Origin of the sequence: Salegentibacter echinorum (assembly GCF_900129445.1) — a bacterium.
In the GTDB taxonomy this organism is placed as follows: Bacteria; Bacteroidota; Bacteroidia; order Flavobacteriales; family Flavobacteriaceae; genus Salegentibacter; species Salegentibacter echinorum.
This window is the reverse complement of sequence record NZ_FQVT01000004.1, coordinates 190204-208822: the sequence shown is the minus strand read 5'-3', so window position 1 is coordinate 208822 and position 18619 is coordinate 190204. Positions and strand designations below refer to the sequence as shown.

The 18619-nt window shown below is 37.7% G+C and carries 15 protein-coding genes; 11 read left to right on the top strand and 4 right to left on the bottom strand.

Annotated elements, in window-relative coordinates:
- Positions 1–143: 143 nt before the first annotated feature.
- Positions 144–1451, top strand: coding sequence for a UDP-N-acetylmuramoyl-tripeptide--D-alanyl-D-alanine ligase (locus BUA71_RS08760; protein ID WP_072878749.1), 1308 nt, complete (start codon positions 144–146; stop codon positions 1449–1451).
- 113 nt (positions 1452–1564) lie between these two features.
- On the opposite strand, the gene BUA71_RS08755 is transcribed toward BUA71_RS08760, so the two are convergent.
- The 3 genes from BUA71_RS08755 to trkA form a co-directional block, all read right to left on the bottom strand.
- A complete protein-coding gene (locus BUA71_RS08755; RefSeq protein ID WP_072878748.1) occupies positions 1565–2185 on the bottom strand; it encodes a DUF4403 family protein in 621 nt (206 codons plus the stop codon).
- 138 nt (positions 2186–2323) lie between these two features.
- The gene (locus tag BUA71_RS08750) at positions 2324–3820 is read right to left on the bottom strand and encodes a TrkH family potassium uptake protein (protein ID WP_072878747.1); all 1497 of its coding nucleotides are present in this window, start codon (positions 3818–3820) and stop codon (positions 2324–2326) included.
- On the bottom strand, positions 3820–5169 hold the full coding sequence (gene trkA / locus BUA71_RS08745; RefSeq protein ID WP_072878746.1) for a Trk system potassium transporter TrkA: 1350 nt from the start codon (positions 5167–5169) through the stop codon (positions 3820–3822). The genes BUA71_RS08750 and trkA overlap by 1 nt, the downstream gene beginning before the upstream one ends.
- A 137-nt stretch (positions 5170–5306) precedes the next feature.
- Between trkA and ubiE the strand changes: the two genes are divergently transcribed.
- Together ubiE and porT are read left to right on the top strand one after the other, a co-directional pair.
- Positions 5307–6035, top strand: a complete 729-nt coding sequence (gene ubiE / locus BUA71_RS08740) for a bifunctional demethylmenaquinone methyltransferase/2-methoxy-6-polyprenyl-1,4-benzoquinol methylase UbiE (RefSeq protein WP_072878744.1) — start codon at positions 5307–5309, stop codon at positions 6033–6035.
- 4 nt (positions 6036–6039) lie between these two features.
- Positions 6040–6711, top strand: coding sequence for a type IX secretion/gliding motility protein PorT/SprT (gene porT, locus BUA71_RS08735; protein WP_072878742.1), 672 nt, complete (start codon positions 6040–6042; stop codon positions 6709–6711).
- A 71-nt stretch (positions 6712–6782) separates the two neighbouring features.
- Here the strand turns inward: porT and BUA71_RS08730 are convergent, their stop codons facing one another.
- Positions 6783–7517 (bottom strand): TrmH family RNA methyltransferase, encoded by a 735-nt coding sequence (locus tag BUA71_RS08730; RefSeq protein ID WP_072878740.1) that lies wholly within the window; start codon positions 7515–7517, stop codon positions 6783–6785.
- Between the two features lie 38 nt (positions 7518–7555).
- Between BUA71_RS08730 and tamL the strand changes: the two genes are divergently transcribed.
- The 8 genes from tamL (at position 7556) to BUA71_RS08690 (ending at position 18541) form a co-directional block, all read left to right on the top strand.
- Positions 7556–10129 carry a translocation and assembly module lipoprotein TamL gene (tamL, locus tag BUA71_RS08725; RefSeq protein WP_072878738.1) on the top strand — a complete coding sequence of 858 codons (2574 nt, stop codon included), beginning with the start codon at positions 7556–7558 and terminating at the stop codon, positions 10127–10129.
- 46 nt (positions 10130–10175) lie between these two features.
- Complete coding sequence (gene fbaA / locus BUA71_RS08720) at positions 10176–11243, top strand: class II fructose-bisphosphate aldolase (protein ID WP_072878736.1); 1068 nt, start codon at positions 10176–10178, stop codon at positions 11241–11243.
- 165 nt (positions 11244–11408) lie between these two features.
- Positions 11409–12266: an acetyl-CoA carboxylase, carboxyltransferase subunit beta gene (accD, locus tag BUA71_RS08715; protein ID WP_072878734.1), complete on the top strand. Its 858-nt coding sequence runs from the start codon at positions 11409–11411 to the stop codon at positions 12264–12266.
- Positions 12267–12376: 110 nt separating this feature from the next.
- Positions 12377–12646 (top strand): 30S ribosomal protein S15, encoded by a 270-nt coding sequence (rpsO, locus tag BUA71_RS08710; RefSeq protein ID WP_072878732.1) that lies wholly within the window; start codon positions 12377–12379, stop codon positions 12644–12646.
- A 315-nt stretch (positions 12647–12961) separates the two neighbouring features.
- Positions 12962–15196 carry a polyribonucleotide nucleotidyltransferase gene (locus BUA71_RS08705; RefSeq protein ID WP_072878730.1) on the top strand — a complete coding sequence of 745 codons (2235 nt, stop codon included), beginning with the start codon at positions 12962–12964 and terminating at the stop codon, positions 15194–15196.
- 250 nt (positions 15197–15446) lie between these two features.
- Positions 15447–16310: a sigma-70 family RNA polymerase sigma factor gene (locus BUA71_RS08700; protein WP_011708302.1), complete on the top strand. Its 864-nt coding sequence runs from the start codon at positions 15447–15449 to the stop codon at positions 16308–16310.
- A 166-nt stretch (positions 16311–16476) separates the two neighbouring features.
- On the top strand, positions 16477–17901 hold the full coding sequence (locus BUA71_RS08695; protein WP_072878728.1) for a phytoene desaturase family protein: 1425 nt from the start codon (positions 16477–16479) through the stop codon (positions 17899–17901).
- Between the two features lie 238 nt (positions 17902–18139).
- Positions 18140–18541 carry a BLUF domain-containing protein gene (locus BUA71_RS08690; protein ID WP_072878726.1) on the top strand — a complete coding sequence of 134 codons (402 nt, stop codon included), beginning with the start codon at positions 18140–18142 and terminating at the stop codon, positions 18539–18541.
- The last annotated feature ends 78 nt before the right edge of the window (positions 18542–18619 follow it).

Sequence of the window (18619 nt, the reverse complement as noted above, 5' to 3'; positions counted from 1 at the left end):
AATATTTATGATTAATTAAAGCGCTTTAGAAAAATATATAAATGAACCGGCAAGATGCTGGACGCAAAATATAGGCAACACACAGAGAGATTTTATTATGCTCCTGTGACAAATTCCCACAATGGGATTAAAATTACAAACAGATGAAAACCGCAGTTATACATCAACAGTTTCTTTTAAGCACCGGGGTTTCTACCGATACCAGGTATCTAAAACCAGGAAATATATTTTTCGCTTTAAAGGGTGATAATTTTAACGGAAACCAGTTTGCATTGCAAGCCCTGGAAAAAGGAGCCAGCTATGTAATTGTAGATGAAAAACAACCCGCTTTAGAAGATAAAAAGCACCTGGTTGTAGATAACTGCCTGGAACAGCTTCAAAAGCTGGCAACATTTCATAGAAAATATTTAGGTATTCCTGTAATAGCTATTACCGGTAGCAATGGAAAAACAACGACTAAAGAATTGCTGCAAACTGTGCTAAATAAGAAATACCGGGTAACTGCAACTCATGGAAACCTCAACAATCATATAGGAGTGCCTCTTAGCCTGTTAAAAATGAACCAGAATACAGAAATTGGTCTTTTCGAAATGGGCGCTAACCATCCCGGTGAAATAGATTTTCTCTCCAATATCGCGTTACCGGATTATGGCTTCATTACCAATTTTGGCAAAGCGCATTTACAGGGGTTCGGAAGTTTGGAAGGCGTAGTACAGGCAAAAACCGAATTATACCATCATTTAAAAGCGAAAAACAAATTGTTATTTCTGAATATGGATGATGAGAAACAATTTTTACACACAGCGTACAAGCATACTTTTGGCTTTGGAACCCATTCTAAAGCACAGGTTAAAATTGAATATCCTGAAGCTCCTGGTATGGCAGAAATAATCTTTAACAAGCTAAGATTCAAAAGCCAGTTAAGCGGCTCCTATAACGCGCAAAATATTGCAGCAGCCCTTTGTATAGGACTTTATTTCAAGGTTCCCGTAGAAGATATAAAAGAAGCTATAGCCAACTATAAACCTACAAATAACCGTTCACAAACACTCTCTAAAGGCAGCAATACGATCTATCTAGATGCCTATAATGCCAACCCCACCAGTATGATGGCTTCCCTGCAACACTTTAATATATCTAAGACCAATCAACAAAAAATTGCGATATTGGGTGATATGAAAGAGTTGGGCAACAGCTCGGAAACCGAGCACCAGGTGATGGTAAACTTTTTAGAGGAGCTAAATATTTCAGAGATCTATTTAGTAGGTGAAAACTTCAAAAAGACCAGCAGCAGTAAGGCTAACATTATTAAGTTTAAGGACACAGAAAGCCTTAAGAAACATTTAAAATTGGCTAAAATTCAAGGTTATCATATTCTAATTAAAGGATCCCGCGGCATGGCACTGGAGAACACACTGGAGGTATTTGAAGTTCCTGCCCCCGCGAATTAGTGCAAGTGTGCATTTTTCTCCATCTAGAACTCACTGTCCCGTCAACTAAACTATTCGCGATTAAAAACCTTTGAGGCCTGATGCTAATTATGCAAAGAGCAACCAGGAAAAAACTATAGTTTTATTTCTTTTACATTAACAAAACCATAGGCTCTAATTTCTAATATAATAAGAAGAAGACTATCCCCGGGAATGATTTCTGCTACTTTTAAATCATTTACATTTCCCGAAAGAAATACTCCTTCTGCTGTCTCCAACTCTCCCTCTAACTTCTTATTTACGTTTACAAGCTGCTCTGTGATTTGCGGTTTAAGATCGAACTGCATTTTATTCTTCAGCTTATTATATATTAAAGTATTGGCCAGGGTTTCCAGGGTATTATCTATTAACCAATTCTTGCTCTGTCCTTCAAGTTCATATCGTTCTACAGCTATAGTTTGTTCTGCCTCATTAAAACCCAATGAAACGTGAACCCAAAGATTTACGTATTTATTTTTTAATATTGTGGTTAAAGTTTTTAATTGGAGGTTAAGTGAAAGGTCAAATTCTGCTTTTCTCGCTTTTTCTAACGAAACATCTATAATTTTAGCATAGTGCTTTGTCTCTCCTTGCTTATCTTCTTTCCCAATTTTTTCGTTTCTCAATTTCTCCCGAAGCACATTTTCCAATACCGTATAGGCTATTTTTATTGGCAGGTTTAATCGAATATTATTATCGTCTAAAAGTTTATCCATTCCAGTTAATTTTTAAAGTCGGTTTGAAAATAAGCACTTCTATCATCCTTAAAAAGGATAAATAGAACTACCAAACTTCAATAATAGTGAAATTAAACTGGTTCTTCGCAAATAGGTTTAGCGGGAATTCCACTAATTTTATCTTTTTCTCCAAAAATATGGTGTAAGTATTATAAGCACGGTAAAAAGCTCTAATCTTCCTATCATCATTAAGAACGCAGTCCACCACTTTCCTAAATCTGGTAACATATCGTAGTTATTCACCGGTCCCAGGGCTCCAAAAGCCGGCCCCACGTTCCCCAGGGAAGAGGCCGCTCCTCCTATAGCGGTAGAGAAATCTAAGCCCAGGCCTCCCAGCACAACTGCACCAATTATAAAAGAAAGCATATATAATATAAAAAAGCCCAGAATATTAAAAGTCACTCCCTTTCTAACAGATTTCCCGTTAAACCTTACCGGAAGAATGGCGTTGGGATGTAACGCGCGTTTAAATTCAATTCCGCTATTTCTTATCATAATTATATGACGCATCACTTTAACCCCACCGGCGGTAGATCCTGCCGAACCTCCTAAAAAGAACATTCCGAAGAAGAAAATTGTTAAAAAAGGCGTCCATAAGGTGTAATCTGCACTAACAAAGCCAGTTGTGGTTATTACAGATACCACCTGAAACAACGCATGTCTAAAGGCACTTTCGGCTTCACCCCATACCATTGGGTGAGCTATTTGTGAAAGGCTAACGTCGGCTTTAAAATAAATAAGCAGGGAAGCCACTACGGTAAAGGCACCTATAAAAACAAAATACCATTTAAACTCATCGTCGTGCAGTACCTTTTGCACTTTTCCTTTAAAACTGTAATAACTCAACACAAAGTTTGCCCCTGCTAAAAACATAAACAGGATAATGATATACTGAATAATTGGTTGATCATTCCAGTAGGCAAGACTTGCATTTTTCGTAGAAAACCCACCGGTAGATAAGGTGCTTAACGAATGATTAATTGCATCAAAAAAGCTCATCCCGGCTGCTTTTAACAAAATAGTTTCAGCAGCAGTATAGCTCACATAAATTAACCAAAGACGTTTTGCAGTATCGCTAATCCTTGGCTTCACTTTATCTGCACTTGGGCCGGGCGCTTCCGCAGCAAATAACTGCATCCCTCCTATCCCTAAAAAGGGAAGAATAGCAATAGCGAGCACAATTATTCCCATACCACCAATCCAATGGGTTAAACTTCGCCAAAATAAAATCCCTTTGGGAATAGATTCAATATCATTTAAAATAGTGGCGCCTGTAGTGGTATAGCCAGACATGGTTTCGAAAAAAGCATCGGTAAAAGATGGAATTGCTTCACTAATAAGATAAGGCAGGCTTCCGCTTAAGGCCATAAAAATCCAACCAAAAGTTACAATGATATAACCTTCTCGTTTTTTCACTTCTTTTCTATGTCCCCGTGTGGAAAACATAAAAGCAACTCCCACAAATAAGGTTATAAATGCTGCACCCAAAATATCGAGGGTCACCCCATCTTTATAGAACCAACTTACCAAAACTGCCGTAAGCATAAAACCGCCGTTGCACAGCAGCAAAAGACCCATTAGGTGTATAATTATCTGATTGTTGAGCCTTGGCATTACAAAAAGAGTTTTTCGACCTTCCTAATAGATCTTGGTAAACAACATACCACAATGCGGTCGCCTTGTGCAATCGTAAACTCCCCGAGAGCAATAATTCCTTTACCATCTCTTATAATACCGCCAATAATCGCTGATCTTGGAAAATCCAGGTTCTTAATTTTTTTATCGCAGACCTGGGATTTTGGTTTAACTATGAACTCCAAAATTTCGGCATTCATATTATTAATTTTGGTCATAGCAACCACTTCCCCTTTTCGTACATACCTAAAAATGTTGTTTGCGGCCAGTAATTTTTTATTAATAAGTGTATCGATTCCAATAGAATGGCTTAATTGATAATAATCCATATTCTCTACCAGGGAAATAGTTTTCTTTACACTTTTTGATTTGGCTACGAGGCAGGACATGATATTAGTTTCAGAGTTCCCGGTAACCGCGATAAAAGCGTCCATGTCGTGCACATTCTCCTCCTCCAACAGCTCTACATTTCTACCATCGCCATTAATAATTAAAGCATTGGGAAGCTCATCGGCCAGGTCATAGGCTTTTTCCTTATCGCTTTCTACGATCTTGACGTTAAAGTTGCTCCTGCAAAGATCTATGGCGGTTTTTTTGCCAATTTTACTTCCGCCTAAAATCATAATATTTTTTATCTCGTGCCGGGTTTTTCCGGTTAGCCTATACAAATTTTCCACCCCACTTTTTAAGGTGATAAAATTCACTTGATCGCCCTCTTTAAACTGGGTATCCCCTCTGGGGATTAAAGTATATTGCGTCCCATAGCGCTGTATGGCAATTGGCACAAAATCCAGATCGGGGAAAATATTGGCAGCCTCCTGTATGGTTTTACCTACAAAAAGAGCGTCCCTGGAAAGACTAAGCCCAATCATAGTAAGCGCACCATTTTCAAACTCGTAACTATCATTAAAGGCAGACTGATTTAAAAGCAAACCAATTTCCCGCGCTGCAAGTGCCTCTGGAGAAATAAGTTCATCAATTCCAAAACGTGTAAAACCAATCTCTTCTTTATTTTCTAGAAATTCGGTATTGGAAATACGGGCAATGGTCCTTTTGGCCCCTAATTGCTTTGCAAGCACACAAACAGTGATATTTATAGCTTCACTGGAGGTTACGCTTATAAGCATATCTACATGATTTACGTAGGCCTCTTTTAAAACCGAAATTGAGGTAGCGTCTCCGCGAATCGTTTGGATATCCAGGTGGGTATCTGCATAGGCAAGCTTGTCCCTACTGGTATCTATTAAAGTAATATCCTGAGATTCATAAGAAAGCAGTTTAGCCAAATGAAAGCCAACTTCTCCCCCGCCCGCAACAATTATTTTCATATAACAGCTTGAAATTGAAAATTGCACAAATGTAAGTTATTTTCGAAGAACCAAAAATGATTGAACTCCTGTAACAAAATTTAAAAGTTTAACCTCAATTATTTCTTATCGTGTATCTTTGCGCTAAAATCATTTCTATGAGTAAGAAGGTTACTCCTTACCAGGAATCTAAGCTGAATAAGAAAAAGCAGGTTGAACAGATGTTCGATAAGATTTCTGGCAACTACGACGGACTTAATCGCGTGATCTCCCTTGGCACCGATGTGAGTTGGAGAAAAAAAGTGATTGCCCTGGTAGCAGCAGAAAAGCCCGAAGCAGTACTGGATATTGCTACCGGCACCGGTGATTTAGCTATACAAATGACTGGTATCGACGCCAAAAAAATTATAGGTTTAGATCTTTCGGAAGGCATGTTAGCCGTGGGTAGAAAAAAGATTTCGGCTAAAAACCTGGATGGCAAAGTAGAAATGATTCAGGGGGATTCTGAAGATTTGCCGTTTGAGGAAAATTCTTTCGATGCGATCACCGTTGCTTTTGGAGTGCGAAACTTTGAAAATTTAGAAAAAGGCCTTTCAGAAATTCACAGGGTGTTGAGACCCGGTGGAATTTTTGTAGTTTTGGAAACTTCTGTACCTACCAGGTTTCCTTTTAAACAGGGATATAAATTATATTCGGGGGCTATTTTACCCTTAATTGGCAAGGTATTTTCGAAAGACCGGGAAGCTTATTCTTACTTGAGTAAAAGTGCCGCAGCATTTCCTCACGGGGAAGCTTTCAACAATATTTTAAAGAAAACGGGGTTTATAAATGTAGAAAACAAACCACAAACTTTTGGGGTTGCCACCATTTATACTGCTTCAAAATAATACTATGAAGAAATTTTTTGTCCTAAGCCTACTCTTTTGTGTTCAATTTAGTTATGCCCAATTATTCTCGGGAGATAAGATTATTAATAACGCAAATTTTGATAAACAAAGATTTTCCTGGGGTTATTTCCTGGGATTTAACACCTACGATTTTAAATTCGATTATAATGATGAACCGCAACCCAGCGGTAGAGATCTTATAATTAGCAAGTCTATTGGTTTTAATGTTGGTCTTTTAGGAAACTTAAGATTAAACAATAATCTGGATTTACGTTTAGCTCCAGGAGTGAATTTTAACACCCGTAATTTTAGAAGTCCATCAACCCGTGAATTTGATGAAATCACCTCCACCTATATTCATATTCCGTTATTATTGAAATTTTCTGCAGATAGAAAGAATAATTTTAAACCGTTTATTATTGGTGGATTATCTACTTCGATAAACCTTTCCAGTGGTGAAGACAACCCAGAAGAAAAATTCAGTTTAAAAACGATTAATTATAACTATGAAATTGGCCTGGGAGTAGATTTATACCTATACTATTTTAAGTTCTCCCCGTCAATACGCGGCGTTTTCACTATAAATGATGAGAAGAATAAACTTAGTGGTGCAGAATTAAGACAAGTAGACGCTTTGCGATCGCGTGCAATATTTATAAATTTCACTTTTCAATAAGAATTACTTCAGAATAAATTATTAGGAACATTTGTATTCAACAAGTGAAGCTAATTATTTCAAAAGTATAATTACCGGGTAAAGTCAGCTCTTTTAAATTCGCTCATTAGAATAGCTGAAGCCGTGGCTACATTTAAACTCTCGGTTTCCTGAATTTCCCCAAATTGCGGGATACTGATTTTATGCGTAATGAGCGGTAAAATTTCTTCGGAAATCCCATTGGCTTCATTGCCCATGACTAAAACTCCCTGCGTCGGTAATTTTGAAGTATAAACATTTTCCCCGTCCATAAAAGCACCAAAAACAGGTAAGCCGCAAGATTCCAAATGCTTGGTAAGCCCTGTATAAACCACATTTACCCGGGCGAGCGAGCCCATACTAGCCTGCACTACCTTCGGGTTAAAACAATCTACCGTATCTTTAGAACACACCAGTTTTTGCATACCATACCAATCACAAAGCCTAATGATTGTCCCTAAATTGCCGGGATCCCTAATACCATCTAAAGCCAGATAAAATTGTGGAAAATCTATATTCTTCTCTCCGGGAATTTTAAAAACAGCCAGCGCTTTTTGAGGTGTTTTTAAAAAAGATATTTTTTTTAATGCTGCTTCATTCACTTCATTTAATTTACTCGCCGAAACATTAAAACGTTCCCCCGTGGTGTAAAGAACTTCTAAGACAAAATTAGCCGCTAAGAATTCCCTAATACTTTTTAAACCCTCTACTACAAATAAGCCCTGGCGTGAGCGATATTTTTTTTGTGCAAGACTGGTTATTAACTTAATTTGGCTTTTACTAACCATACAAAAAATGTACTTTTGAATTCTTAAAAAATGATTGTTTGAATCGGCATTTCACAAAAATATCATTATTTTTTTTAAGCCTGCTTTTTTTAGTTTCCTGTAATGCCGTTAAACGTGTACCGGGAGATAAACAATTGCTTACGGACAATGAAATATTCTTAAATAGAGAGAAGATTAATGATGCCAAAATATACAATCAACTAGACCAAAAACCGAATACCACGTTACTGGGACTTCCTTTAAAACTCTATTTTTACAACCTTGCCCGGCCTAATATTGATTCTATCCTAAGTGAAAAATTCCTGGAGAACGAAAGCAAAAGGAAAAAATTAAACTATATACTTTCTCACAAACAGTTTGAGAAATTTCTTAATTCCAGAAAAAGATTCAACCAATGGTTGAAAGATGGCGGGGAAGCGCCGGTTTTAGCAAACAAGAAAGATGCTAAGAAATCGGTAAACCGGCTTAATTCATGGTACTGGAACAATGGTTGGTTTAATGTAGAGACAGATTATGAAATAGTTCAACTGGAAAACAGAAGAAAAAGGGCTAAAGTTAAATATAATGTAAGCACAGGTGAACCTTATCATTTAGATTCTATCACCACCCAAATTTCTTCAAAAGTAATTGATTCGTTATATCGGGAATACGAGCAAAACTCTATTATAAACGAGGGACAGCAATATAATACTATTGCCATTAATAATGAAAGAGACAGGCTTACTTCATTATTCAGGAATAATGGTGTTTATAATTTTGACCAGGAATACATTAGTTTTGAAGCAGATACTATTAACACCAATAAAAAAGTAAATACAAAAATAATTATAAAAAACAGGTTTGCTTCAGACCAGGACACCACCAATAGAGTTCCTTTTAAGGTCCATAAAATAAGCAAGGTTAACATTTTTACAGATTATAAATATGCCAATAGGAACGAGCCAATTAGCGACAGTGTGACTACAGATGAAGGCTATTCTATTTACAGTTTTGAGGAGTTGCGCTACAAGCCTGAAGCAATTACCGATGCAATTTTCATCAAACCCGGTAATATTTATAGCGACCTCTCCAGAAGTCGCACCTATAGCAGGTTAAACTCTTTGCGCATTTTTAAATACCCCAATATTCAATTCACCCCAGATCCTTCTGATTCTACTCAAACCAATCTTCAAGCGAATATCTTTTTGAGTCCGCAGCCTAAGTATTCTTTAGGATTCGATTTTGATCTTTCGCAAAGTAATATTCAGAAATTCGGAATTGGCTTTGGAGGTTCTCTTTTAATTAGGAACGTTTTTAACGGGGCCGAAAATTTTGAAATTTCGGGACGTGGAAGCGTTGGTGCCGCTACCGATGCTGCCGCCAGCAAGAACACCAACCACTTTTTTGATATTTCTGAAATAGGAGCCGATCTAAAACTTACGTTCCCCCGAATATTCTTACCTTTTAATACCGAAAAACTAATTCCTAAGTTTATGTCGCCCTTTACATCTTTAAGTGTCGGCATAAGTACTCAGACCAATATTGGGTTAGACAAACGTAACCTCTCGGGGATTTTAAATTACCGGTGGACGCCTTCTAAAAAACTTTCAAATAGGCTGGATTTACTGAACATCCAATATGTAAGGAATTTAAATACCGACAATTATTTTAATGTGTATCGCAATTCCTATAACGAGTTAAATGAAATATTGCAATCGGGAAGTATTGTAACACAACCTTCTTATTTAGATAAAGATGGTTTATTGAGTATCCCTACCGGGGCCGAAAATTTCATTGAAGATGTCACCGAAGAAACAGGAGGCACCACCGGACTAAACGAAGATCAAACCCAGCTGGTAAAAAATATTAGGGAACGAAAAAACAGGTTAACCGAAAACAACTTAATATTCGCATCAAATTATACTTACCTCTGGAACACCAAAAAGAATCTCTACGACAGGGAATTCACCCGTTTTAGGTTTAAGATAGAAGCCGCTGGAAATATTTTGCAGGCGGCATCTGCACTTGGGGGAATGGAAAAAAACAGAGCCGGAAATTACGAAATTCTAGGAGTAAACTTTTCACAGTATATAAAAACAGAACTGGATTTTATTAAACACTGGGACCTGGGGCACAAAAACATTTTTGCAGTTAGGGCTTTTGGTGGGATTGCTATTCCTTATGGTAATGCCAATAGTATTCCATTTGTAAGAAGTTTTTTTGCAGGCGGCCCCAATGATAACCGAGCCTGGCGCGCTTATGATCTTGGCCCGGGCAGCAGCGGTGGCCGCAATGAATTTAATGAAGCCAACCTTAAACTTGCTTTAAATGCTGAATATCGATACAATCTTTTCGGCTCGTTAAATTCAGCCATTTTTATTGATGTAGGTAATATTTGGAATGTACTGGATATTGTAGAAGAAGAAGCCGCCACATTCACTTCTTTTTCAGATTTAAAAGATATAGCGGTAGGCTCTGGCTTCGGCTTGAGATATGACTTTAATTTCTTTGTACTTCGCTTTGATATTGGCTTTAAAACTTACGATCCTGCCCTTCCCGAAGAGAACAGATGGTTTAGGGATTACAACTTTGGCCATGCAGTATATAATGTAGGTATCAATTATCCTTTTTAAGCCAACATATTTTCGTATTTTTGTGGTTCTAATTCAACTAAAAATTATGAGTCACAACATTAAGCCCGGCGTAGCCACAGGAAAAGAAGTACAGGAAATTTTTAAATTTGCCAAGGAAAAAGGTTTTGCCCTTCCCGCAGTGAATGTAATAAGCTCCAGTAGCGCTAACGCGGTTATGGAAACTGCGGCCGAATTAAACTCACCCGTTATTATTCAATATTCCAATGGAGGTGCACAATTTAATGCCGGTAAGGGATTATCTAATGAAAATGAAAAAGCCGCTATCGCAGGTGGTGTAGCAGGTGCAAAGCATATTCACGAACTGGCAAAACAATATGGGGTAACAGTTATTCTACATACAGACCATTGTGCTAAAAAACTACTTCCCTGGATAGATGGTTTACTGGATGCCAGCGAGGAACACTTCAAGCAGTTTGGCAAGCCACTTTATAGCTCGCATATGATAGATTTATCTGAAGAGCCTATTGAAGAGAACATGGAAATTTGCAAGAAATATCTTGAGCGCATGAGCAAAATGGGTATGACTTTAGAAATTGAACTTGGAATTACCGGTGGTGAAGAAGATGGTGTTGACAATACCGATGTGGATTCTTCAAAATTATACACACAACCAGAAGAAGTTGCTTATGCCTATGAGGAATTAAGTAAAGTTAGCGACCAGTTTACCATTGCTGCAGCATTTGGTAATGTTCACGGAGTTTACAAACCCGGAAACGTAAAACTAACGCCAAAAATTCTTAAAAACTCACAAGAGTATATTACCAAAAACTACAATGTAGGTGAGAATCATATTGATTTTGTTTTCCACGGCGGAAGCGGTTCTACTGTTGAAGAAATTAAAGAGGCGATTGGCTATGGTGTAATTAAAATGAATATCGATACAGATCTTCAATATGCATACCTGGAAGGCGTTCGCGATTATATGGGAGAAAAGAAAGATTACCTTGCTAACCAAATAGGTAATCCTGAAGGAGAAGATGTACCTAACAAAAAACATTACGACCCAAGAAAATGGTTACGTGAAGGTGAATTAACATTTAAAGCCCGACTTAAAAAGGCTTTTGAAGATCTTAACAACGTAAACACTTTATAAAATCTAATTTTTAAAGCAGCTGGAATTAAAACTCCGGCTGCTTTTTTAATTTCGATTATTAGAAATTTTTTAGTTTATTTTGCAATAAAATACCTCGGGCATGTCTCGAAGCATTTTACTCTCGATGATCGAGTGAATAAATTTAATCCTGAAACCTGAAAATAAATGGCTTGGTTTAAAAGAACACAAAAAGGAATTCAAACCCCAACAGAGCAAAAAAAAGATGTTCCCAAAGGGCTTTGGTACAAATCCCCAACGGGGAAAATTGTAGATGCCGAACAACTGGAAAGTAACTTTTATGTGAGTCCTGAAGACGGTTATCACGTAAGAATTGGCAGTAAAGAATACTTTAAGATCCTTTTTGACGATAATGAATTCAAGGAGTTAGATAAAAATATGACTTCTAAAGATCCTTTAGATTTTAAGGACACAAAAAAATACACCGAACGCCTAAAAGAAGCCCAGGAAAAAACCCAACTTAAGGATGCCGTTCGCACCGCGGTTGGTAAATCTAAAGGAAAAGAATTAGTAATTGCATGTATGGATTTTAGGTTTATTGGAGGTTCTATGGGATCTGTAGTGGGCGAGAAAATTACTCGCGCTGCAGATTATGCCATTAAGAACCAACTTCCTTTAATGATTATCTCTAAATCTGGAGGTGCAAGAATGCAGGAAGCAGCTCTGTCGCTTATGCAGCTTGCTAAAACTTCGGTAAAATTAGCGCAAATGGCTGAAGCCAGGTTGCCATACATTTCCCTCGCAACAGATCCCACCACTGGTGGAACCACTGCTTCCTTTGCCATGCTAGGCGATATTAATATTTCTGAACCCGGAGCTTTAATTGGCTTTGCGGGTCCAAGGGTTGTAAAAGATACCACAGGAAAAGATCTTCCTAAAGATTTTCAAACTTCAGAGTTTCTTAAAGAACACGGCTTTCTGGATTTTATCACTAAAAGGTCCGAGCTTAAAGACAAAGTAAACCTTTACCTGGATCTTATTCAGAATAATCCTGTAAGAGCTTAACTTTTTTTCAAAAAAAGAAACTTAAAGTAGGTGTTTTTAAAGAAAGTAGTATCTTTGCCGCCTGATGGATAAACTGTCAATACATAAAAATCATTAAAATTAATATTGGAATGTATTTAGCAAAAGAAAAGAAAGAAGAAATTTTTGAAAAGCACGGTAAGAGTAAAACCGACACAGGTTCTGCCGAGGGACAAATCGCCCTATTTACTTATCGAATTGCACACCTTTCAGAGCACCTTAAATCGAATCGTAAAGACTATAACTCTGAGCGTTCCCTGGTAAGACTGGTAGGTAAAAGACGAAGCTTACTTGATTATTTAATGAAGAAAGATATTATGAGATATCGTGCCATCATTAAAGAATTAGGATTAAGAAAATAAATTTCAAAGGGGGCTTTACGCCCCCTTTTTTTATATAAAAATGATATTGTAAGTTACTCCGTGATGATTCTACGGCACTCAATATCAAAAATAAGAATATTCTAATCTAAATATTGGAGTATTTTAATTCTCACCTAGTGAGTAAATCTCGATTATCGAGTAAAATTGTCGCTCAAAGAGAGTAGTTTTTCATTGGTCTATACACAATACACACAACAACACAACACCCGTTCGCCTGGGTTTTAGGCGAAGACCATTGTTTAACAAAGAAGATCTGGTGAAGTTATTCAGATCAAACGAAGAATTCAAAAACTTATGATTCCACAAACATTTAAAGAGGTTATCGATCTTGGAGATGGAAGAGAAATCTCCCTCGAAACCGGAAAATTAGCAAAACAGGCTCACGGGTCGGTTGTTGTTAAAATGGGCAACGCCATGTTGCTTTGTACAGTAGTGTCTTCTTACAAAGAAAGCACTATGGATTTCTTTCCATTAACGGTAGATTACCGGGAAAAATTTGCGGCTGCAGGTCGTTATCCCGGCGGTTTCTTTAAAAGAGAAGCAAGACCAAGTAATGGTGAAATCCTCACTATGAGAATTGTTGACCGCGTATTGCGACCACTTTTCCCTTCAGATTACAAAACAGAAACTCAGGTAATGATTCAGTTAATGTCTCATGACGAGGAAGTAATGCCCGATGCTTTAGCAGGATTGGCAGCATCTGCCGCTATCCAGCTTTCTGATATTCCTTTTGAAACTGCTATTTCTGAAGCCCGGGTAGGTAGGATTAACGGTGAATTTGTAATTAATCCAAGCCGCGCTCAATTACAAGAGTCAGACATCGATATGATTATTGGTGCTTCTGAAGATTCTGTAATGATGGTAGAAGGTGAGATGAAAGAAATTTCAGAAGAAGAAATGGCCGAGGCTATTAAATTCGCTCACGAAGCTATTAAAAAACAAATCGAAGCACAGTTGCGTCTCGCAGAAGCTTTTGGTAAAAAACCGGTTAGGGAATATGCCGTAGGCGAAGAAGACGAAAGTATTGAGAAAAAAGTACACGAAGCGGCTTACGACAAAATTTATGAAGTTGCAAAAGGTGGTCACGGTAAAAAAGAACGTACCGATGCTTTTGATCAAATTAAGGAAGACGTTTTAGCTTTATTTTCTGAAGAAGAGCTAGAGGAAAACGAAAAACTTATTAAAAAATATTTCAACAAAACCGAGAAGGAAGCAGTTAGAGAACTTACTCTTGCTGAAGGAATTAGATTAGACGGTAGAAAAACCGACGAAATTAGACCAATTTGGTGTGAAATAGATTACCTGCCCTCAGTGCACGGTTCTTCCATTTTCACCCGTGGGGAAACACAAGCTTTAGCTACAGTAACCCTGGGTACCTCTAGAGAATCGAACACCATAGATATGCCAACGCACCAGGGTGAAGAAACCTTCTATTTGCATTACAACTTCCCACCATTTTGTACCGGGGAAGCTTACCCAATTAGAGGAACTTCCAGAAGGGAAATTGGTCATGGAAACCTGGCACAACGCGCTTTAAAAGGAATGCTTCCAGAAAACAATCCTTATACGGTAAGAGTTGTTTCTGAAATTTTAGAATCTAACGGTTCTTCTTCCATGGCTACCGTTTGTGCGGGAACAATGGCAATGATGGATGCGGGCGTGAAGATGCAGAAACCAGTTTCTGGTATCGCTATGGGATTAATTTCTGATGGGGAGCGTCACGCGGTACTTTCAGATATTCTAGGAGATGAAGATCACCTTGGCGATATGGATTTTAAAGTAACCGGAACAGCAGATGGTATTACCGCCTGCCAAATGGATATTAAGGTAAAAGGTCTTCCTTACGAGATTTTAGTTAAAGCTTTAAAGCAAGCTCGTGATGGGAGATTACATATTTTAGACAAAATCACCGAGACGATTGCTGAACCTAATGAAAACGTTAAAGCACACGCTCCAAAAATTATCACCAGGAGAATACCCGGCGAATTTATTGGTGGCTTAATTGGTCCCGGTGGAAAAACAATACAGGAACTTCAAAAAACCACAGGAACTGAGATCGTAATTAACGAAGACCCTGAAACCGAAGAAGGTATTGTTGAAATTTTAGGAACCAGTCAGGAAGGTATTGATAAAGTACTTGCCAAAATAGATTCCCTTACTTTTAAGCCAGAAAAAGGCAGTGTTTATGAAGTGAAGGTAATTAAAGTTTTAGATTTTGGAGTGGTAGTAGAATACCTGGAAGCCCCAGGAAATGAAGTATTGCTGCATATCTCTGAACTTGCCTGGGAACGTACCGAAAACGTAACCGATGTACTTAATATGGGAGACGTTTTAGATGTGAAATATTTTGGCGTAGATCCAAAAACCCGTAAGGAAAAAGTTTCTAGAAAAGCGCTACTGGAAAAACCAGAAGGTTACCAGGCTCGTCCACCAAGAGATAACAATCGCGACAACCGTGGTTCTCGTGATAACCGTGGTCGTGACGATCGTAGAGGAAGAGACAATAGAAATCGAAGAGACAATGATTAATTCTCTTAGAATTTGATTATTTATTAAACCCTGAAGTTTTAAAACTTCAGGGTTTTTTATTTTTCTTTCAACAACAAATAACGTTTTACAGACTATTGTTTAGCTTGGAATCCCAGGGCTTGAAGCGCCGTTTCTTACCCGGTATAAATGCTTTCAGAAAATTTATTAAGGTTTTTTGTAACATTTCGACTACTCTTTACGTATAAGTATATACAAGAGCTATTCACAATTAAATCCAAGGAGACGATAGATGAGACAACTTAAGATTACGAAGCAGGTAACGAACCGTGAAACTGCTTCGCTAGATAAGTATTTGCAAGAAATTGGAAAAGTTGACCTAATTACTGCTGATGAAGAAGTAGAATTGGCGCAACGAATTAAGGCGGGTGATGACCGCGCTTTGGAAAAACTTACCAAAGCAAATTTACGTTTTGTGGTATCTGTAGCAAAACAATATCAAAATCAGGGGTTAACCCTCCCCGATCTTATTAATGAAGGAAATTTAGGATTGATTAAAGCCGCGAAGCGTTTCGACGAAACCCGGGGTTTTAAATTTATATCCTATGCCGTTTGGTGGATTCGCCAGTCAATTCTTCAGGCACTGGCCGAGCAATCCCGTATTGTTCGTTTACCGCTCAATAAAATTGGGTCTATTAACAAGATCAATAAAACTTTTGCTTTCTTAGAGCAATCTCACGAGCGCCCACCAAGTGCCGAAGAAATTGCCAAAGAGCTGGACATGACGATTAACGACGTTAAAGAATCCATGAAGAATTCTGGGCGTCACGTCTCTATGGATGCACCTCTAGTAGAAGGAGAAGACTCCAATCTTTATGATGTTCTGCGTTCCGGGGAATCCCCAAATCCAGATAAAGAACTACTACATGAATCTTTAAGAACAGAAATTGAACGGGCGTTAGAAACTTTAACGCCGCGTGAAGCCGATGTTATTCGTCTTTATTTTGGCCTGGGAGATCAACATCCAATGACGCTGGAAGAAATAGGAGAAACTTTTGACCTTACAAGAGAACGTGTAAGACAAATTAAAGAAAAAGCCATTAGAAGGCTAAAACATACCTCCAGAAGTAAAATCCTAAAAACTTATTTAGGATAACATATTTAAGATGACAACAGTCCCGATCCCGATAATTTTGGGATTGGGATAACTGTTCGTTTTTTGATTGATGAATGACCCCGGCGTGATGAACCGGGGTTTTTTCTTTTCCTATTGCTCCATTATATTTTTTTAAATTTACCAGGAGGCAAATTTAGAAGGTATAATGAGCAAAAATTACGATGTTATAATTATAGGAAGCGGCTCTAACGGACTTGCAGCTGCTATTCATTTACAAAAACAAGGTTTAAAAACAATAATCGTAGAACAAAGTGTTATCGCTGGCGGTGCGACTAAAACAGAGGAAATTACCCTACCCGGCTTTAAACACGATCTCGGTTCGGCGATATTACCAATGGCTTATGCTTCTCCTTTTTTTCGTGAGCTACCTTTAGAAAAGCACGGGTTAGAATGGATTTTTCCTAAAATTCCTTTCGCCCACCCATTTGAGGATGGTTCTGCTTATGCCTGTTATAAAGATCTCGAAAAAACCGCTGCACAATTTAATAAAGATGAAAAATCCTATAAAAAACTACTGCAACCTATTGTAAAAAATTGGTCGCAATTGGAAAATAGTTTATTGGGACCGCTTAAATTGCCTAAACATCCCCTTAAACTTGCACAATTCGGACTTAAAGCTTTTTTACCGGCAAAGCAGTTGGTAAATCACTATTTTAAAGAAGAGAAGACAAAGATCTTATTTTATGGCGCGGCTGCACACGCTACGTTACCCTTAAATAATTTGGCTTCCGGGGCTTTTGGACTTGTATTAACCAGCATGGCCCATAACTATGGCTGGCCATTTCCAAAAGGTGGTGCGGGGAATTTTATAACAACGCTGTTATCTTATTATCAATCTTTGGGCGGGGAATTAGAATTAAGCCACAACGTTAAAGACCTCAACGAACTTCCAAAAGCAAAAGCCTACGTTTTTGACATCACTCCGAAACAGTTACTGAGAATAAAAGCCACAAATTTTCCCTCTTTATATAAAAAACGACTGGAAAATTATAAATATGGAGCAGGGGTTTTTAAAATAGACTGGGCCTTAAGTGAGCCTATACCCTGGAGAAATAAAAAATGCAGGCAAGCCGGAACTGTGCACTTAGGGTTCAGCCAAAAAGAAATTGAAAGTTCTGAAATTGCAGCACATCAAAACCGGGATAACACAAAGCCCTATGTCCTGGTTGCGCAACATTCAATCTTCGATACCACGAGAACCCCAAAAGACAAGCATACTGCCTGGGCGTACTGCCACGTTCCCAATGGAAATCTTACCGACCATACTGAAGCGATTGAAGCTCAAATTGAAAAGGCGGCACCAGGATTTAAAGATTGTATCCTTAGTAAAAGCACTATGAATACCAAAGCGCTTCAACAATTTAACCCCAACCTTATTGGTGGTGATATTAACGGTGGAAAACAAGACATAACCCAATTATTCACCCGTCCCATTGCCAGTCTCTCACCTTACTCAACACCTAATCCAAAGATTTTTATTTGCTCCTCCTCTACTCCTCCCGGGGGCGGCGTTCACGGAATGTGCGGCTTTCACGCTGCGGAAGCAGTTCTTAAAAGCATTTTTAAATAATGATTTTTCAAATAAGATATTCAACAAAATAAATAGAATTGTTAGATTTAGGGAAGTGTTTTATTTCACATTAATTTTTAGAGAAAGCAGGAAGAGTATAGGATTTCAAATAATGTAGAAAGAGCTAAAAAATATTTGTAAAACACTTACTCATTCCAATAATAACAAACATTTTTTCAATAATAATTATTAAATTAAAATTGTAGTTTTTAAAATTTAAAATTAATTTTCCTCAAACATGCACTACGCAATTACTTATGTTAGTACGGCAAGTGAAAGCCTCACAGCACAGGATATTTCAGAATTATTGAAATATAGCAAGCACAGCAACAACGACGATGATATTACAGGGATCTTACTATTTTCTGAAGGCAACTTTTTTCAGGTTTTAGAAGGAAAGAAAGAAAAGGTTTTAGCACTATATGAAAAGATTAAAAATGATGACCGACATCGAAATATCATAAAAATCATATCAAAAGAAATTCACAAAGAAGCGTATGATGGCTACGAAGCAGATTTTATATCGGAAAATTCTTATGTTAATCCCGAAAAATTTCAAGATTACCTCAACTATTTAAAAGTACTGGATAAACCTACCCAGGTAGCGGTTGAAAATATGCTGAAAGCTTTTATTATTTAGCTTGAAGAACTTATTAAGTTGCAAAAACAAATCTTAGAGAATTCCCCAACCTAATTTCAAATTTACTTTTGCTAAATT

Coding starts and splice junctions, on each gene's coding strand:
- rpsO (WP_072878732.1), top strand. CDS start 12,377: ATGTATTTAGCAAAAGAAAAGAAAGAAGAAATTTTTGAAAAGCACGGT.
- fbaA (WP_072878736.1), top strand. CDS start 10,176: ATGAGTCACAACATTAAGCCCGGCGTAGCCACAGGAAAAGAAGTACAG.
- BUA71_RS08700 (WP_011708302.1), top strand. CDS start 15,447: ATGAGACAACTTAAGATTACGAAGCAGGTAACGAACCGTGAAACTGCT.
- ubiE (WP_072878744.1), top strand. CDS start 5,307: ATGAGTAAGAAGGTTACTCCTTACCAGGAATCTAAGCTGAATAAGAAA.
- BUA71_RS08695 (WP_072878728.1), top strand. CDS start 16,477: ATGAGCAAAAATTACGATGTTATAATTATAGGAAGCGGCTCTAACGGA.
- BUA71_RS08760 (WP_072878749.1), top strand. CDS start 144: ATGAAAACCGCAGTTATACATCAACAGTTTCTTTTAAGCACCGGGGTT.
- trkA (WP_072878746.1), bottom strand. CDS start 5,169: ATGAAAATAATTGTTGCGGGCGGGGGAGAAGTTGGCTTTCATTTGGCT.
- accD (WP_072878734.1), top strand. CDS start 11,409: ATGGCTTGGTTTAAAAGAACACAAAAAGGAATTCAAACCCCAACAGAG.
- BUA71_RS08690 (WP_072878726.1), top strand. CDS start 18,140: ATGCACTACGCAATTACTTATGTTAGTACGGCAAGTGAAAGCCTCACA.
- porT (WP_072878742.1), top strand. CDS start 6,040: ATGAAGAAATTTTTTGTCCTAAGCCTACTCTTTTGTGTTCAATTTAGT.
- BUA71_RS08755 (WP_072878748.1), bottom strand. CDS start 2,185: ATGGATAAACTTTTAGACGATAATAATATTCGATTAAACCTGCCAATA.
- BUA71_RS08730 (WP_072878740.1), bottom strand. CDS start 7,517: ATGGTTAGTAAAAGCCAAATTAAGTTAATAACCAGTCTTGCACAAAAA.
- BUA71_RS08750 (WP_072878747.1), bottom strand. CDS start 3,820: ATGCCAAGGCTCAACAATCAGATAATTATACACCTAATGGGTCTTTTG.
- BUA71_RS08705 (WP_072878730.1), top strand. CDS start 12,962: ATGATTCCACAAACATTTAAAGAGGTTATCGATCTTGGAGATGGAAGA.